15 protein-coding genes are annotated in these 15,240 nt (G+C 59.7%); 11 read left to right on the top strand and 4 right to left on the bottom strand.

What is annotated here, in order from left to right:
- Positions 1 to 3: 3 nt before the first annotated feature.
- From DDE77_RS03085 to DDE77_RS03075, 3 genes are all read right to left on the bottom strand, one after another.
- On the bottom strand, positions 4 to 2,367 hold the full coding sequence (locus tag DDE77_RS03085) for a putative bifunctional diguanylate cyclase/phosphodiesterase (RefSeq protein ID WP_108395981.1): 2,364 nt from the start codon (positions 2,365 to 2,367) through the stop codon (positions 4 to 6).
- A gap of 15 nt (positions 2,368 to 2,382) precedes the next feature.
- A complete protein-coding gene (locus DDE77_RS03080; RefSeq protein ID WP_108395980.1) occupies positions 2,383 to 2,883 on the bottom strand; it encodes a putative pterin-binding protein in 501 nt (166 codons plus the stop codon).
- Positions 2,884 to 3,011: 128 nt separating this feature from the next.
- A complete protein-coding gene (locus DDE77_RS03075) occupies positions 3,012 to 3,500 on the bottom strand; it encodes a MarR family winged helix-turn-helix transcriptional regulator (protein WP_108396261.1) in 489 nt (162 codons plus the stop codon).
- Positions 3,501 to 3,597: 97 nt separating this feature from the next.
- Between DDE77_RS03075 and DDE77_RS03070 the strand changes: the two genes are divergently transcribed.
- The 4 genes from DDE77_RS03070 to glgX all read left to right on the top strand — a co-directional run bounded on the left by DDE77_RS03070 (position 3,598) and on the right by glgX (position 8,787).
- Positions 3,598 to 4,839, top strand: a complete 1,242-nt coding sequence (locus DDE77_RS03070; RefSeq protein ID WP_157959649.1) for an HlyD family secretion protein — start codon at positions 3,598 to 3,600, stop codon at positions 4,837 to 4,839.
- 9 nt (positions 4,840 to 4,848) lie between these two features.
- Complete coding sequence (locus DDE77_RS03065) at positions 4,849 to 5,886, top strand: FUSC family protein (protein WP_108395978.1); 1,038 nt, start codon at positions 4,849 to 4,851, stop codon at positions 5,884 to 5,886.
- Between the two features lie 201 nt (positions 5,887 to 6,087).
- On the top strand, positions 6,088 to 6,489 hold the full coding sequence (locus DDE77_RS03060) for a hypothetical protein (protein WP_108395977.1): 402 nt from the start codon (positions 6,088 to 6,090) through the stop codon (positions 6,487 to 6,489).
- A gap of 15 nt (positions 6,490 to 6,504) precedes the next feature.
- A complete protein-coding gene (glgX, locus tag DDE77_RS03055; protein WP_108395976.1) occupies positions 6,505 to 8,787 on the top strand; it encodes a glycogen debranching protein GlgX in 2,283 nt (760 codons plus the stop codon).
- 18 nt (positions 8,788 to 8,805) lie between these two features.
- Here glgX and DDE77_RS03050 read toward each other — a convergent pair whose 3' ends face one another.
- Entirely contained in the window at positions 8,806 to 9,762 is a 957-nt protein-coding gene (locus DDE77_RS03050; RefSeq protein WP_108395975.1) for a helix-turn-helix domain-containing protein, read from the bottom strand.
- A 176-nt stretch (positions 9,763 to 9,938) separates the two neighbouring features.
- Between DDE77_RS03050 and DDE77_RS19350 the strand changes: the two genes are divergently transcribed.
- The 7 genes from DDE77_RS19350 to DDE77_RS03020 all read left to right on the top strand — a co-directional run bounded on the left by DDE77_RS19350 (position 9,939) and on the right by DDE77_RS03020 (position 15,238).
- Complete coding sequence (locus tag DDE77_RS19350; RefSeq protein ID WP_157959648.1) at positions 9,939 to 10,424, top strand: hypothetical protein; 486 nt, start codon at positions 9,939 to 9,941, stop codon at positions 10,422 to 10,424.
- A 74-nt stretch (positions 10,425 to 10,498) separates the two neighbouring features.
- Positions 10,499 to 10,855: a DUF4189 domain-containing protein gene (locus tag DDE77_RS19345; protein WP_157959647.1), complete on the top strand. Its 357-nt coding sequence runs from the start codon at positions 10,499 to 10,501 to the stop codon at positions 10,853 to 10,855.
- 143 nt (positions 10,856 to 10,998) lie between these two features.
- Positions 10,999 to 11,307: a hypothetical protein gene (locus DDE77_RS03040; protein ID WP_157959646.1), complete on the top strand. Its 309-nt coding sequence runs from the start codon at positions 10,999 to 11,001 to the stop codon at positions 11,305 to 11,307.
- A gap of 272 nt (positions 11,308 to 11,579) precedes the next feature.
- Positions 11,580 to 12,575: an ABC transporter substrate-binding protein gene (locus DDE77_RS03035; RefSeq protein ID WP_108395972.1), complete on the top strand. Its 996-nt coding sequence runs from the start codon at positions 11,580 to 11,582 to the stop codon at positions 12,573 to 12,575.
- Positions 12,576 to 12,652: 77 nt separating this feature from the next.
- The gene (locus DDE77_RS03030) at positions 12,653 to 13,720 is read left to right on the top strand and encodes an ABC transporter permease subunit (RefSeq protein ID WP_108395971.1); all 1,068 of its coding nucleotides are present in this window, start codon (positions 12,653 to 12,655) and stop codon (positions 13,718 to 13,720) included.
- Positions 13,713 to 14,468, top strand: a complete 756-nt coding sequence (locus DDE77_RS03025; protein WP_108395970.1) for an ATP-binding cassette domain-containing protein — start codon at positions 13,713 to 13,715, stop codon at positions 14,466 to 14,468. The genes DDE77_RS03030 and DDE77_RS03025 overlap by 8 nt, the downstream gene beginning before the upstream one ends.
- Positions 14,468 to 15,238 (top strand): SDR family NAD(P)-dependent oxidoreductase, encoded by a 771-nt coding sequence (locus tag DDE77_RS03020; protein WP_108395969.1) that lies wholly within the window; start codon positions 14,468 to 14,470, stop codon positions 15,236 to 15,238. The genes DDE77_RS03025 and DDE77_RS03020 overlap by 1 nt, the downstream gene beginning before the upstream one ends.
- The last annotated feature ends 2 nt before the right edge of the window (positions 15,239 to 15,240 follow it).

Here is a 15,240-nt window from a genome sequence, read left to right as displayed (position 1 = left end):
CGACTAAGCGCGCCTTTGCGCTTCCAGCACGTTGTGGGTGCCGGTAGGGCGATATGGGAGCGCAAGGTCTTTGACCGGGCGGGGGCGGTCAAAAAGGAAACCCTGGACTTCGGTGCAGTCCATGGCGCGCAGACAGTCGAACTGAGCCTGGGTTTCGACGCCTTCGGCTGTTGTCTTCATGCCCAGGAGCTTGCCCAACTGGACGATGAGCTCCACGACGGCGCGGGCATCGTTGGACAGGGGCAGGTCCTTCACGAAGGAGCGGTCGATCTTGATCTTGTCGAAAGGAAAGCTGCGCAGGCTGCTGAGCGAGGAATAGCCGGTGCCGAAATCATCAATGGCGATCCTTATGCCCAAAGCTTTCAGGCGCCGCAGGCTTGAAAGCGTAAGGTCAGAGGCTTCGAGCAGAACGGATTCGGTGATCTCAAGTTCAAGCCGCGAGGGCTCGAGCCCCGTCTTGCGCAAGACGCCCGTAATGCGTTCCACAAGCAGGGGATCGCGGAACTGTATCGCCGAGAGATTAACGGCGATGGAGGCTTTGTAGGGCCAGCTGGCCGCTTCCGCGCAGGCCTGCTGCAGCACCCATTCGCCTAGCGCAAGGATCGCGCCGGTCTGCTCGGCAATGGGAACAAAGACCGCCGGCGACACAAAGCCAAGCTCCTTGTGCTCCCAGCGCAGCAGCGCTTCATAGCTGGTCGGGCGCTGGGTGGCCGCATCGATGATGGGCTGGTAATGCACCGACATCTCGCCGCATTCAAGCGCGCGACCGAGATCCTGCTCGAGCTTCTTGCGCTCCTGCAGCTTCTCGTCGAGCAGGGGCTCGTAGAGCCGCGCGCAGCTGCGACCATCGGCCTTGGCCTTGTAGAGGGCAAGGTCGGCGCGGCGGAACAGCTCCTGTGGCTCGGCTGTCTGATGAGGCTGGGCCTCCACCACGCCGACGCTGACGCCGACCTGGATCTCATGGCCATCGATAGCGCAGGGTTGGGAGAGCTGGTCGATCAACTGACCAGCATAGTGCAGGCACACACCGGCCGTTTCACCGGTGGCGAATACGGCAAATTCATCCCCGCCAATGCGCGAGATGCGCATGGGATCGCCAACAAAGCTGGTTAGGCGATCCGCGATGACTTGCAGGAGCTGATCGCCGATGTGATGGCCAAGGCTATCGTTGATGTCCTTGAAATCATCAAGGTCCAGCAAGAATAGGGCGACTTGCTGGTGTTCTCTCTTGGCGGCTGCGAGGGCCGAACTGAGCTGGTCGTTGAAATGCACCCTGTTGGGCAGGTCGGTCAGTGCGTCATGATGGGCCATGTGGACGATGCGAGCCGCGGCGCGTCGGCGCTCGGTGATGTCCTCATAAGTAGCAAGCCAGCCGCCATCGGGCAGCGGAGAGTGAACCAGGGAAACGCACTCGTCCTCGTCGATATCGCAAATGCGGGTCTCAGTTTTTGGACTGGTGAGCAGCGCTTGCTGGAACAGGAAAAGGCTCTGGAACGAGGGGGAACTACGCCGCACCAGTTCTGCGACATTTATTCCAGCCTGAAGCTTTGGCCCCAAGCCAGTGATTTCAGCAAAACGCCCATTGAAGACGACCAGCTTGCCCGCCTTGTCGAACATGCAAAGGGCCTGGGCCATGTTGTTAAGGGCAGCATCGAACCGGGTGTGCTGAATCTGCAGATCGGCAAAGGCGTCCCTTAGCTGGTCCGCAAGGTTGCGCAGCCGTCCCTGAGCGCGGCTGAGCATCTCATTGTGGACCACCAGGAGGGCGATCAGCAGGACGCCGCAGACGATGAAAACGGCCGATAGGGCGCTTGAAAGCAATGACAGATTTTGCAGTTCACTGCGATCCTGGGCAACGCCTGCAGCAGCATAGGAGGCAGCGGATGAGGCGAGCGCAGTGAGCCTGCCGTCCACGGGCCGAAGCGTGTTGAGGGCCGCAACGAGCTCCTCGCGCTGTGGATTCCTGCCCGAATTGACCACGGCATCCACTGCCTCAAGCGAGCGGCGCACGATGGCAAGGGTCGCCTCGTTTTCTCCATCGCTTTCGAAAAACAGCCGCAGGCTGCGCTGGGTTTCGGGGCGCGGCGCTGTCTGCTCGAAAGTATTGAGGCGGCTGAAGGCGATGTCGAGACGCAGGCGCACCTCTTCGATGGGTAAGTCGCTGCCCGGGATCGCATAATGGGCGAGGCTTTGCTCGAGGCGCATGAATTCGCTCACAGCCTGACCAATTGTCCAGGCTATGTCATAGCGCGAAATCTTCTGCAGAGCCGCCTGCCTGTCCTTGGTCAGCACCGAGACATAGCCGCTGGCCAGCGCGAAGATGATGATGGTGGCGGCAAGCAGCCATTTCAGGGGCTTAAGGGGCATGGGGCACCGGCCGTCTTACTTCACGGCAATCTTGGCAACCTGCCATGCCGAGCGACCGAAATAGGTCTGGCTGCGAAGCTCCTCGGAATTGTCGAACGGATAGATGATAAACAACGGCCCCTTGTCCCGGACCGACATGAACTCGCCATTTCGCTTGAGGGCAAGCAGCGTTCCGAACTGCTCGAAATCGGAAACGGGGATATCGGTTACATAATCGTTGAGTGCGGTGACGGTCAGCATGTCACCCGTGGCGCCAACCGCGTCCATGAGCGTCGTCATAGAAATGCCCTCAAAGAGCGAGGGGCCATCGTGCCAGGGCGTCTTGGTTTCAAAGCTTGAATCCATCATCTGTTCAAGCATGGCCCGATCGAACTGCGCCGTGCCATCAACATTGGTCACCCCGATCTCGCCCGAGACGACCAGGATTGGCGTCGAGCTTGGAGCGGGGAGGGAAGCGGCCCAGGCAGGAGCCACAAGAGCGAGAAAGGCGACGGAGAGCAAATGGGCAATTTTCATGGGCAACCAAATAGCTTGATGCCCGAACAGTGCGATCCCCGTCCTAATTTTCACTAAAACAATAAGGAGCAATGCGGCCGATGGGCCGCCAGGAACTCATTTGTGAACAGCCGGGATTTTCGCTCGCACTAAGTCGGCTTGTTCCCCTCGGCGTTATCCTCTGCGGTTCGCATATGCTGAAGGGCTTCGCGCGTATTGGCCGCAATGCGCGCAATGAAGTTGCGGACAATAGTGGCTTCATCGGGTGACAGCTCCGCAATAACATCAGCGTTCACGCGATAGAGGCGCTCGCGCAGACTGGCGAACTGATGATCTCGCGTTGCTTGCCCCAATGACAAAAGAACGCCGCGCCGGTCCGTGGGATGAGGATTGCGCACAACATAGCCCCGCTTTTCGAGCCTGTTGAGCAGGATGGCCGTTGCGCCAGTGGTCAGCCCCAAACGCTCTGCCAGCGACTTGGGCGTGGCGGAGCCGTTGCTGCGGCTGATGAAGTAAAGGCTCATCAGGTCGGTCTGGTTCAGCCCTGCCTGTTCGGCCACCCAGCGGTACACCTGCATGATCTCGGAGGACAACTCACGAACCAGGTCTTCGATTTCAGTCAGCTTTTCGTGTGCCATCCACTATCCACAAAGTACCTATGCAATAAAGTATCTTAGTTGCAAAGCCAAACGGTGTCACTTATATCCGCTCCTCACCCGAGCAGCGGAGCGTATGATGGCACAGGTAACAGCATTTGTTGGCAACAAAGAGAACCGTGCCGAGGATTCCAGCTCGGCAACGGACGCGCAGGCCAGATCCGACGTTTCCCGTTCCGTGACCACGCTTGAGCAGCCCGTTCAACATCTCCAGCCGGTTGTTGAGGGGCTAGAAGAAGAGCCGGTCGCCAAGCCAACAAACAAGCGCAAGAAAGCCAAGCTTTTTGGATTGCTGCTGCTTGTCAGCATAGGGAGCTCCATTGCCTGGTATCCCCTCTCTGACCACCATGCCCCCTATGCCGGGGGAGCTTCCGTCACAGCCGATGTCACCCAGATCGCCGCCCGCGTTGCCGGGCCGGTAACCAATGTGATGATCACCGACAATGCCGAGGTGGAGGCTGGTCAAACGCTGTTCGAAATCGATCCAACGACCTACAGCATCGATGTGGAACAGGCGCGCGCGCAACTGAACCAGGTCCTCAACAGCGTGGGTTCCGGCTTTGCCGCCATTCCCGCTGCAGCTGCCAAGCTGGAGCAGGCCGAAGTGGCATTTGGCACGGCTAATGACGATCTCGACCGGGCCCGCCAACTGACCGACAAGGGCCTGCTTCCCCTGGCCAAATTCTCCCAGGCCGAAGCGGCGCAGCGTTCGGCCAAGCTCAATGTGGATGCGGCGAGGGCCGAGGTGGAACGGCTCACTGTGGCGGCTGGCGCGAGCGATGCGGACAATCCCAATGTGCGCGCCGCCCGGGCCGCCCTTGAGAAGGCCGAGTTCGCCCTTGCCAGCACCAGGATCGTCGCGCCGGCCGATGGCTATGTAACGAACCTTTCGATGACGGAAGGTCAGTTTGTCGCCGCCGGCACACCAGCCCTGACCTTCATCAATCCGGCCACGCAGATGATCATCGCGGATTTCAGGGAAAACCAGTTGATTAACGTCGAGCCGGGCGATCGGGCGGTGGTTACGTTTGAAGCAGCGCCAGGACACCAGTTCGAAGCAAAGGTCGACAGCGTCGCCTGGGGCATCAATAGCGGCCGCACCAGCGTGAATGGCCTGTCGCAATCGAGCACTGACTCGCGCTGGTTTCCGCCTGCGCGCAAAATTCCCGTGCGCATAAAGATCGATAATCTCGATGCCCTGCCGCGCAACGTCCGGCTTGGCTCGGAAGCCGGAGTGCTGATCGTTCCCGAGGAAGGGATCATTCCAGCCATCGCCACGACGCTGCTCTCAATGGGCGGCTTCATGGCGGGTTTCAACTAGGCGCGGGCGATGGAAGAGCTTCCAAGGGTCGATCCACTTGAGGATCCCTATCTTGCGCTTCGAACAGCGCTGATTGTAGCGATCTGCCTCGTACTGGCTGAACCGATGGGCATCACCATTCCGATGCTGCCCGTGGTGATGGCCATGAGCATTGCTTCAGGCCAACGCGGTGCGCTGACGCCAAGAACGTTCGCCGGTCCTATCATGCTGCCGATCATCGCGATCATCTTCAGCTGGCTGGCCGCAGCCACGGTGAATGCTCCGCTGCTTTTCACCCTGGTCAATATCCTGCTGATGGTTGGTGGCATGGCGCTCATGCTGTTCCGCGGCTCGCGCGGCGGCATGATGCTGACGGTGTTTCCACTGTTGATGTCGATGATGGCTCTTTACAGCGACTATGCGCTGGCAGCGATGCGTGATGCGATGGTTCTGGGTGGCATTGCACTCGGGGGCGCCGTCGTGGTGCTCAACATCCTGTTCCCACCCCAGACATCCCGTGTTCATGTGGAAATTGTAGCGCCCCTTGTCACCGACCGGCCCCTTTCGGCGCTGATGATCAGGCTTGCAGTCTTTATCCCGGTTCTGCTGCTCACCTTTGCGATGGGCGACATGAACATGCTGATCGTCCCGATAATGCTGTTGTTTGTGTGCGCGGAGCCCAGCCACGACAAGCGCATGAACCAGGTGATCGACCGGGGCGGTGGTACTTTGATCGGCGGTGTCATCGCCGCTGGCGTGCTCATCGTCTACAGCATGGTGCCGCAGCCCGCGATCCTCATTCTGCTGCTGACGGCGGTGACCTTTTTCCTGATCGACAAGATGACGACGGGCAGCGGGCGGCCTTTGCGCTACCAATATATCTGCTCGACCGCATTGGTGATGGTGCTGTCGGCGACTTCAGGCGGACGCGATGCACTCGAAGTGGTGCTGCAGCGAGTTGTGCTCACCTCTGGCGCCATGATCGGCGGGATCCTGCTGCTTGCCCTTTTGGAACTCATCTTCCTGGGGGAGCCCGAAGACGCGAAACTGGCGCCACAACTGGCTTAAGGATGGGCCAGCAGAATTCGGCGTGTTCCGGTATAACTCAGGGGCGAGCATGACCTCCAAACCCGGCTCTTTACCGTAGTTGAGCCGGGCGGCCACTGAGCGAGCGAAGGTGTCCAGCGATGGGCACCCTCTTTTAATGGCAGTGGCAAAACTGCCATGAAGCCAGGCATGATATCGGGTGACTTGGTGTAGGGTCTAAGAATGGGCGCCGTTCGCTTCGCTGCCATTGCCGGTATTCCCCTCATTGTCGCTGTCGCAGCAGCGCTTCTGTATCCCTTGTGGATCCTTGGCATCCCTGGCACCAAGAGCGCCCCCTACGCCCAAGGATGGTTCATCGGCTACGCGGCCATCCCTGCATATCTGGCCGCCTATGGCTTTGGACTGCTGGCGCTAGGCATGCTGCGGCTTTTCAGATGGCCAGGATCAAGACTGGTCCATGGATTGATCTGGATCTGCTTGCTGTCTTTCATGGTGGCAATGGGGATTTCAGCCGGCAAGATCTTCTGGAGCGAACAGCAAGCGCGCATCAGGGAAGCGCTCGAAAAAAGAACGCTTGGGATGGGGAGCGAACCTGGGCATTGGCGCGTTGCTGGGGCAGCCTAAGCTGGAGCAGCCTCGTTGAGCCATAGCAAGAAGCGCGCAGTCTCACCCCACACCAATCCTGCAAGTGCGGCGCCCGCACTTCAGACCCGAAGCAGGGTGCTCGAAGGGCGACCCTATCCCCTGGGTGCCACATGGGACGGGTTGGGGGTCAACTTTGCCCTCTTTTCACGACACGCCACCAAGGTCGAGTTGTGTTTGTTCGACGATGCCGGGGAAACCGAGCTCGAGCGCATCACACTTCCCGAATACACGGACTCCGTGTGGCACGGCTATCTCCCGGAAGGGCGGCCCGGCACCATCTACGGCTATCGCGTTCATGGCCCTTATGAGCCAACAGCGGGACACCGCTTCAATCCAAACAAATTGCTGCTCGACCCCTATGCTAAGTCGACGGTTGGCCGGCTCGACTGGAATGCCACCCTATTCGGCTACAACATGGAAAGCGGCGACGATCTCACCTTTGATGAGCGAGACAGTGCGCCCTCCATGCTCAAGGGCCGGGTGATCGATCAGGCATTCACCTGGGGGCAAACGCGCAAGCCAGAAACGCCGTGGGACAATACGATCATCTATGAAACCCATGTGAAGGGTTTTACCAAGCTGCGCCCTGACATCCGGGAGCCGCTGCGCGGCACTTATGCCGGTCTCGCCACCAAGCAAGTGATTGATTACATCCTTTCGATTGGCGTGACCGCGGTTGAGCTTTTGCCGGTACACACCTTTCTTGACGACGGTTATCTGCTCGGCAAGGGGCTGAGCAATTACTGGGGCTACAACACGATCGGCTTTTTCTCGCCCGCCCGGCGCTACGCCGCCAACCGGGATTTTGCCTTTGCTGAGTTCAAGGAAATGGTGGCGCGTCTCCACTATCACGGGCTCGAGGTGATCCTCGACGTGGTTTACAACCACACGGCCGAAGGCAACGAGCGCGGCCCCACAATTTCATTCAAGGGCATCGATAACGCCTCTTATTACCGTCTGGCACCGGACCCGCGCTACTACATCAACGATACGGGCACCGGGAATACGGTTAATTTGAGTGACTCCCGCGTGCTGCAGCTCGTCATGGATAGCCTGCGCTACTGGGCCACCGAAATGCAGGTCGATGGCTTCCGCTTCGATCTGGCAACCATTCTGGCCCGCGAACCACATGGATTCGAGGAAGACGGACGATTCCTTGATGCGTGCCGCCAGGACCCGGTGCTGAGCGAAGTCAAGCTCATTGCAGAGCCATGGGATTGCGGTCCCGGCGGGTATCAGGTCGGACGCTTCTCGCCCGGTTGGGCCGAATGGAACGACCGCTTCCGCGATACCGTGCGTGGGTTCTGGCGCGGCGATGAGGGCAAGCTGCCTGAATTGGCCTCTCGCCTGACCGCATCGGCTGACCTCTTCAACAAGGGTGGCCGCAGGCCCTGGTCATCGGTCAACTTCATCACGGCACATGATGGCTTCACGCTCAACGATCTCGTCTCCTACAACGACAAGCACAATTCAGCGAACGGGGAGGATAATCGGGACGGCACGAGCGACAATCTCTCCAACAATCACGGCGCCGAGGGCCCGACCGACAATCCCGACATCAAGTCGCTGCGCTTCCGGCAGATGCGCAACATGCTCGCCACGCTGTTCCTGTCGCGTGGCACGCCCATGCTGGTGGCCGGCGATGAATTTGCCAGATCCCAGAACGGCAACAACAATGCTTATTGCCAGGACAATGAGATTTCCTGGATTGATTGGAAAAGCATCGACGAGGATGGGCGCAATCTCGCTCATTTCACTCAGAAGCTCGCGCGCCTGCGACGCGCCCTTGCCATGTTGCGCCGCGGGCGGTTCCTGACCGGCAGCTATGACGAGGAAATTGGTGTCAAGGACATCGCCTGGATCAATCCCAACGGCGATGAGATGACCGAAGCCGACTGGGGAGATGGCAATGCCAAGTGCATGGGCGTCCTGATGGATGGTCGTGCGCAGGAAACCGGTGTGCGCCGCGTTGGTACGGACGCAACCATCCTGCTGGTGCTCAATGCCCATGACGATGCGGTTTCGTTCAAGCTCCCCGAGGCGGCCGGTGGTCAACGCTGGGTGCGCCTGATCGACACCAACCAGCCTGACGAGGAAAGCCTCTCCTATTTCCCATTCGGGGACGCCTATACGGTCACCGGGCGCTCACTGCTGTTGTTCATGGTGCGCCCGGCAGAAGGTGCCAGGGCAGACAGCGGACCCGAAGAATCGTTCAACCACGTTGTTCAGGCATTCAGAAGCGCTGCAGCGGAGCCCGTGCCCCTGCCGGAAGTTTAGCCGAAGGGGCAGGTCAGCCTAATTCTGGATATCAACCTTCCTTTCCTTGCGCATTGCGCCAGGCGTTTGCCCGAACCGGGCCTTGTATAGCCGGGACAGATGAGCGCCGTCGCTGAAAGCGAAACGCTCGGCGATGATATGCAGTGGCTCCTTGCTGCTCTGGATTGCGTCACGAGCCAATTGCAGCCGGCGTTCTCGAATATAGGCGCCGACGCCGCCTTCCTGGCTAAACAGGCGGTGCAGTGTGGACCTGGAAATGCCAAGGCTTCGGCATAGTGCCGCAACGCTGAGGCGCGATGACGCTAGTTCCTTTTCAATCAGCGTGCGGGCAAGGATGGCGAGATCGGCCCGCTCGGCCACGGGCTCCGTGCCCATTCCGTGAGACAAGGCTGTCTGGAGAAGCGCCATGACACTGCGCGCCAAATCAGGCGCGGCTCCGGCCGGCAAATGGGCAGCTTCCTGTCGCAAGTTTTGCAAATGTGCCGAGAAGAAATTTACCAGGCCTGAGCGCGTGGCTTGCCCATGAAGCTGTGCCGGGTCGATGCCATGGCGATAGGCTATGGCCCTGGGAACATTGACCAGGATCGTCTTGCTTCGCGTGGAAATATGCTCGGACGGAAGCGCCAGATCAGCGACCTGCAAAGTGCCTGGAGAGGTCCGTGCCGCCCTGCCGTTCCAGTCTCCTTGCGTGTCGCCCTCCAGAGTGAGAGCGACAACCATGCCGTCCGGATGCCAACTGCGCTGCAGGGATTTCTCACGGGTCCAATGCTGGGCGGTGATATCGGCGTAGTTGATGCTCAACTCACCCAGCGCAAGCATTTCGCTGCTGACGTTGAATGGCTCCTGCGGATCGGTTTTATAGACCCGCGAGATGCTGGGCAAATCTCGCGCGAGCCAAGCCTCGTGACGTTGTCCGGGCGGCAATGCCCCGGTGGAAAAGCGCGTTACTTGCAGCTTGGCTGTGTTTTCTTGCATGCGCTCGGCTCCGGACGGCGAGCGAACTTTTAGCAAGTTTAACGTTAGGGCAAGTGCTTTTGCTGGAACAGCCGTTCAAACCCCCTGAAACCCCGCTTCAACGGCTGCACGCCGCACCGAATGTATGAGGAAGAAAAATCCATGTTCTGACGTACGCTTTCGAGAGGGAAAACTTTATGAGCAAAATCCTGCACCGCGGCCTGACGGCCCTGATGATGACAGCTGCAGTAGCGATGCCGACGACATCGTTTGTGGTTGCGCAGGAGGAGGTGACTCACGAGAAGGCAGTTATCGTGCTCACAGCGTCGGACGGCATAGCAATTGGTGAGTACCGGACCCAGGACGTGGGTGTGTACCTGGCTTCTCAGGAGGGCTACGAAGGTGTTGATCCTTCCACCAGTCTCACCTTGTCGCTGAGCGGGATGACGCCGGTGGATGAAGGCCTTCTGGCATGGGCGGCGCAGAAAGCCGGGGCCGATCCCGTGCTCTACAATATGGAGATTACAACCGACATTGGCGACGACAAGGCCGCTGCCGTTTATGTTGTTTCCAATGCCCGGGTGACGTCAACATCAACCAGTCATTCGATCTACAATGCCGGCAGCCTGTCGCTTCAACTGGCTGCGGACACGCTGAGCCTGAATGGTTTCGATTTGAACTAGGCAGGGGCACGCCAGGGTGCGCTTCGCATGCTCTTCGACGTGCTGAAGCGGCTCCTACTTCGAGGGAATCTAAGATGATCAGATTGATTGGCGCCTTGGTGCTCATCGGCATCATGAGTGTTTCGGCCTATGCGGCGGGATATGGCGCCATCGCCTATTCGAGCGGTAGCGGAGCCTATGGTTATGGCGTCCGCTATCCCAACAAGGCAGCCGCCCAGCAGGAGGCCTTGTCCAGATGCGCGAACTATGCGCGCGACTGCCGCGTCGTGACGAACTTCGTCAACGCATGCGGTTCTGTCGCGGCCGGTCGCGAGGGTGGTTGGGGTGCCAACTGGGGCACCAGCCGAACTGCTGCCGAGCGCAACGCCCTCCAGACGTGCTCCAATCACGATCGGGGATGCCGGATCGTGGCGTGGGCCTGCAGCCAGTAGCCGCAGGGGATGGCTTGAGGTAAGCCGCCGAGACTGCCTCAGCCCCAATGCGCGAGTAAGCTGGGGTTTTTGTCAGGCCTTTTTCATCTGGCGTGTGGTACATTCTTCCCATTGTTCCACACGCATCAGGTGCTTACAGGACGGTGACCGGTCAATTCCCTTTTTCAACATCCATTCTGGGAGATTGCGTATTCGTCGAGATGCGCTGGAACGGCAGCAAGCCGGAGGGTGTGCTGCACATTCCAACTGCCATCTGTGGAGAGTTGCGAAGGGCCGGCTATGATCAGTTTGAAACAGGTCACGCCTACCATTTGCCCATGGCGGTAGGCATTGCAGTTACCTTAAGCATGCTGACCTATACGCCGTGGTATTTGGCCGGCGATCAGTCTGTCTGGACTGAAGAATGGGGGCAAATGCACCCCGGCGACGCAAGCGGTTTCGTTGCTCACTAGGCTTGGCACTTACTCCTTAGTTCTTTCCTTCCACTAAACTGTTGACGGCTGCTGCGGCTTGGCGTCTTACTTGTTGGCGGGAAATTCACCGAAGATGTGAGACCCGACCGCGCTAGGGCGCGGGGGAGGACATTGTTGGAAACAGCGCTGGTTTGCTCGGCTGGCACAGTCAACACTGTGCCAAGCAAGCCGCCTGCCTAACGAGGACAAAGGGAAACTTCTCCTTGCTGGGCATGAGTCGCCGCTGAACAGCTCGCTAGGGAGGGAATACTATGGAGCGTCGTTCTATCTTCAAGGCAATAGCCGCAATGGCATTGGCCACTACTGTCGCGTTTGCTGCTGGGCCAAGCATCGCCCAGGACAATGAGAAATTCACAATCGCCCTAATCCCGGGCCTCACGACGGATGCCTTTTACATCACAATGCGCAAGGGCGCTCAGGCAGCAGCTGATGCCTTGGGCGTGGAACTGGTCTTCCAGGGCGGACCAGAGTTCAACCCGACCGTGCAGGTACCGGTCCTTGATGCCGTGATCGCCCGCCAGCCTGACGCGATCCTGATAGCCCCTACGGACACCACCCAACTGATCGAGCCGCTGCGCCGGGCCCATGATGCGGGCATTCCGATCATCACAGTGGATACTTTTATCGGCACGGGACAGTACCAAACTGGTAGCGGGGATGCGGATTTCCCGCTGTCCTATATTGCCTCGGACAACATACTGGGTGGCCGTATGGCGGCCAGGGCTTTGGCTGATGCGATCGGCGGAGAGGGCAAGGTCTACGTTTCCAACGTCAACCCCGGCATCTCCACCACTGACCAGCGCGAGGAAGGCTTCAAGCTCGAGATGAGCGAGAACTTCCCCGAAATTGAAGTGCTGGAAACCCAATTCAACGAGAACGATGCCAACAATGCAGCAAGCCAGCTGCAGGCTGTGTTTGCGCGCAATGGTGATCTCAAGGGCGTGTTTGGAGCCAATCTGTTCTCGGCCCTAGGTGCCGCTAATGGCGTGCAGCAGGCAGGTCAGACCGGCACGATCAAAGTGGTGGCCTTCGACGCGCCGACCTCCATCATCGACAATATCGATTCTGGCCTTGTCGACGTCGCGATTGCCCAGCATCCCGCAGAAATCGGCTATTTTGGTGTGGTATCGGCCTATGCACACCTTACGGAGCAGTCCATTCCAACCCTGATCGGCACGGGCTTCACCGTGATCGACAAGTCCAATGTCACCGATCCGGAAGTCGCGAAGTATATCTATTCTGACTGATCAGAACGCGCAGCCGTCTTCGGGAGCTCTCCGAAGACGGCTTGGACATGAGCCCGGGCGTTTGATCAGGTTGAGACATGACAACGACTGAAATACCACCACAGCCTGCCCAGGAACACGTGGCGCCTCAGGCAGACCACGCCGACATGGCTCAAAGCTGGGTGCAACGTATTGCGAGCCTCCGGGCGTGGCTGTTCCTGGCTGCCCTCGTGATTGGGTTTGAAGCCTGGGCGCGCATAGCCTTCAATGGCACCTTTATTCTCAACCCCTTCAACCTGCAGTCGATCGCCATTTTCGCGGTAGCGCCGCTGCTTCTGGCAACCGGGCAGACCTTCGTGATCATCTCCGGCGGCATCGATCTGTCCGTTGGCTTCATCATGGGGCTGGCCGCAGTGGTGGCGGCGCATGTGATCAATGCTGCCGGAGCGTTGATGCCGCTGCCGATGGCTGTGTTGCTGGGAGCTTTGGTGGCTGTGCTGGTGGCGGGCATTCCCGGACTGGTCAACGGGCTGCTGATATCCCGGCTGCGCGTGCCACCTTTCATCGGAACGTTGGGCATGTTTGGCGTAGCGCGCGGCGTGGCCTTCCTTCTGGCGGGTGGCACGGTCGTGCCCGTCAGCAACAATCCGTTCTTCTCGGCCCTGGGGAACGGTCGCATCTTCAACGTGCCCCATATCGTGATCATCACTGCAGTGTTTGTGCTGCTGATGCACTACCTTCTGAGCCAGACACGGTTTGGCCAGCACAACTACGCCATCGGCGCCAATCCTCAGGCAGCGCGCCGGGCAGGCATCAACATCAAGGGTCACCTCACCCGTCTTTATGTGCTGTCCGGTCTTTGTGCCGGCTTGGCAGGGGTGCTCTATTCGGCTCGCTTCAATGCCGGCGCCGCGCAGGCGGGGGAGCCGCTCCTGCTCGATTCCGTGGCTGCGGTGGTGATCGGGGGCGCCAGCCTTTTCGGTGGGTCGGGCACGATCCTGGGTACGGTTGCCGGCGCGTTCGTGATCGCGGTCATCCAGTACGGCCTGGTCTTCGTCAACGTCGAGCCGTTCTGGCAGTTCATCAGCGTGGGTGTGGTCATCATCATCTCGGTGTTGATCGACCAGGCGCAGCGCCGCTTTAGCGGAGGGCGCGTCGATGAGTGAGCCGTTATCGCGCGAGCCCCTTCTCGAGGTTCGCAACCTTTCCAAGAACTTTGGGGCGGTGCAGGCCCTGAGCGATTTCTCCATGGTGGTGCAGCCCGGCGAGGTCGTCGCGCTGGCGGGCGATAACGGCGCTGGCAAGACAACCTTGATCAAGGCGATCTCGGGCGTATATCGGCCTTCGGCCGGGGAAATCCGGCTCCGCGGCGAACCCGTGCACTTCTCCACGCCCCAGGAAGCGCGCGAGAAGGGGATCGAGACGATCTACCAGGACCTGGCGCTGGCGGATAATCTCTCGATCGGTGCCAATATTTTCCTGGGGCGCGAACCCATGACCAGGGCGTTCGGATTCCTCCCGGTGCTGGACCGCAAGAAAATGGCAGATGCTGCACGACAGACCATGGCCTTGCTCGACTTCCATGTGAGCCGGATGAACGCCCCCGTCAGCAATTTTTCGGGTGGGCAAAGGCAGGCGGTGGCAATTGGCCGTGCCGTGTATTGGAACGCCCAAATCCTGATCATGGATGAGCCCACTGCTGCCTTGGGTGTGCCCGAACAGCGAAAGGTGATTTCCCTGATCCATCAGCTCAAGGCGCAAGGCAGGGGCGTGATCTTCATCTCCCACAACCTGCAAGACATTTTCGCGGTGTCGGACCGCATCATCGTACTGCGCCGCGGGGTGCAGGCCGGAGAGCGCAAGATTTCGGAGACGACGCATGATGAGGTAGTGAAACTGATGGTGGGCGGCTAGTGGCTGAGTTCGACGGCAAGATCGCCCTGGTGACTGGCACCACGGGCATTGCGCGCAGCGTTGCGTTGCGGCTCGCTGCGGCAGGGGCGCGTGTTACGGCCTTTGGCATAGACGAGACGGGCAATGCGCGTTTGGCGGGCGAGAGTTCGGTCTGCGTCAAGCATGTGGATGTTGCCGACCCGCTGCAGCTAGAGGCTGCCATGGCCGAGATGGCAGGGGAGTTGGGGGGCCTCGACATCATCGTCAATTCTGCTGCCGTTCACCCCTATGGCGATGCGGTCAGCACCTCACCGGAGGATTTCAACCGCTGCCTGCAGGTTAATGTGGGCTCCATCTATCTTACGGCACATTTCGGCGTACCCATCATGCGCTCTCGCGGCAGCGGAGTAATCGTCAACGTGGCCAGTGTTCAGGGGCACGCCAGCCAAACCAATGTTGCTGCCTATGCGGCCTCAAAGGGGGCAATCCATGCCCTCACGCGCGCCATGGCGCTGGACTTTGCCCCCGATCGCATCCGCGTCTTGTCCGTGAGCCCCGGTTCTGTGCGCACCCCAATCCTGGAACGCGCGGCGCGGGCCGCAGATGGTCCGGATGCCGATATCGAGGCCGTGTTCAAGCGGTTCGGCGCTGCACACCCCCTTGGGCGGATTGGCGAGCCCGAAGAAGTGGCGGAGCTTATTGCGTTCCTCGCTTCGGATCGTGCAGGGTTCATCACCGGCTCCGATCATCGGATCGACGGTGGCCTGACGGCAGGGTTGGGCGTCCGCTAGGG

The sequence above is a fragment of the Devosia submarina genome (assembly GCF_003056345.1).
GTDB classification, from domain to species: Bacteria; Pseudomonadota; Alphaproteobacteria; order Rhizobiales; family Devosiaceae; genus Devosia; species Devosia submarina.
This window is presented reverse-complemented; position numbering and strand designations above follow the sequence as displayed.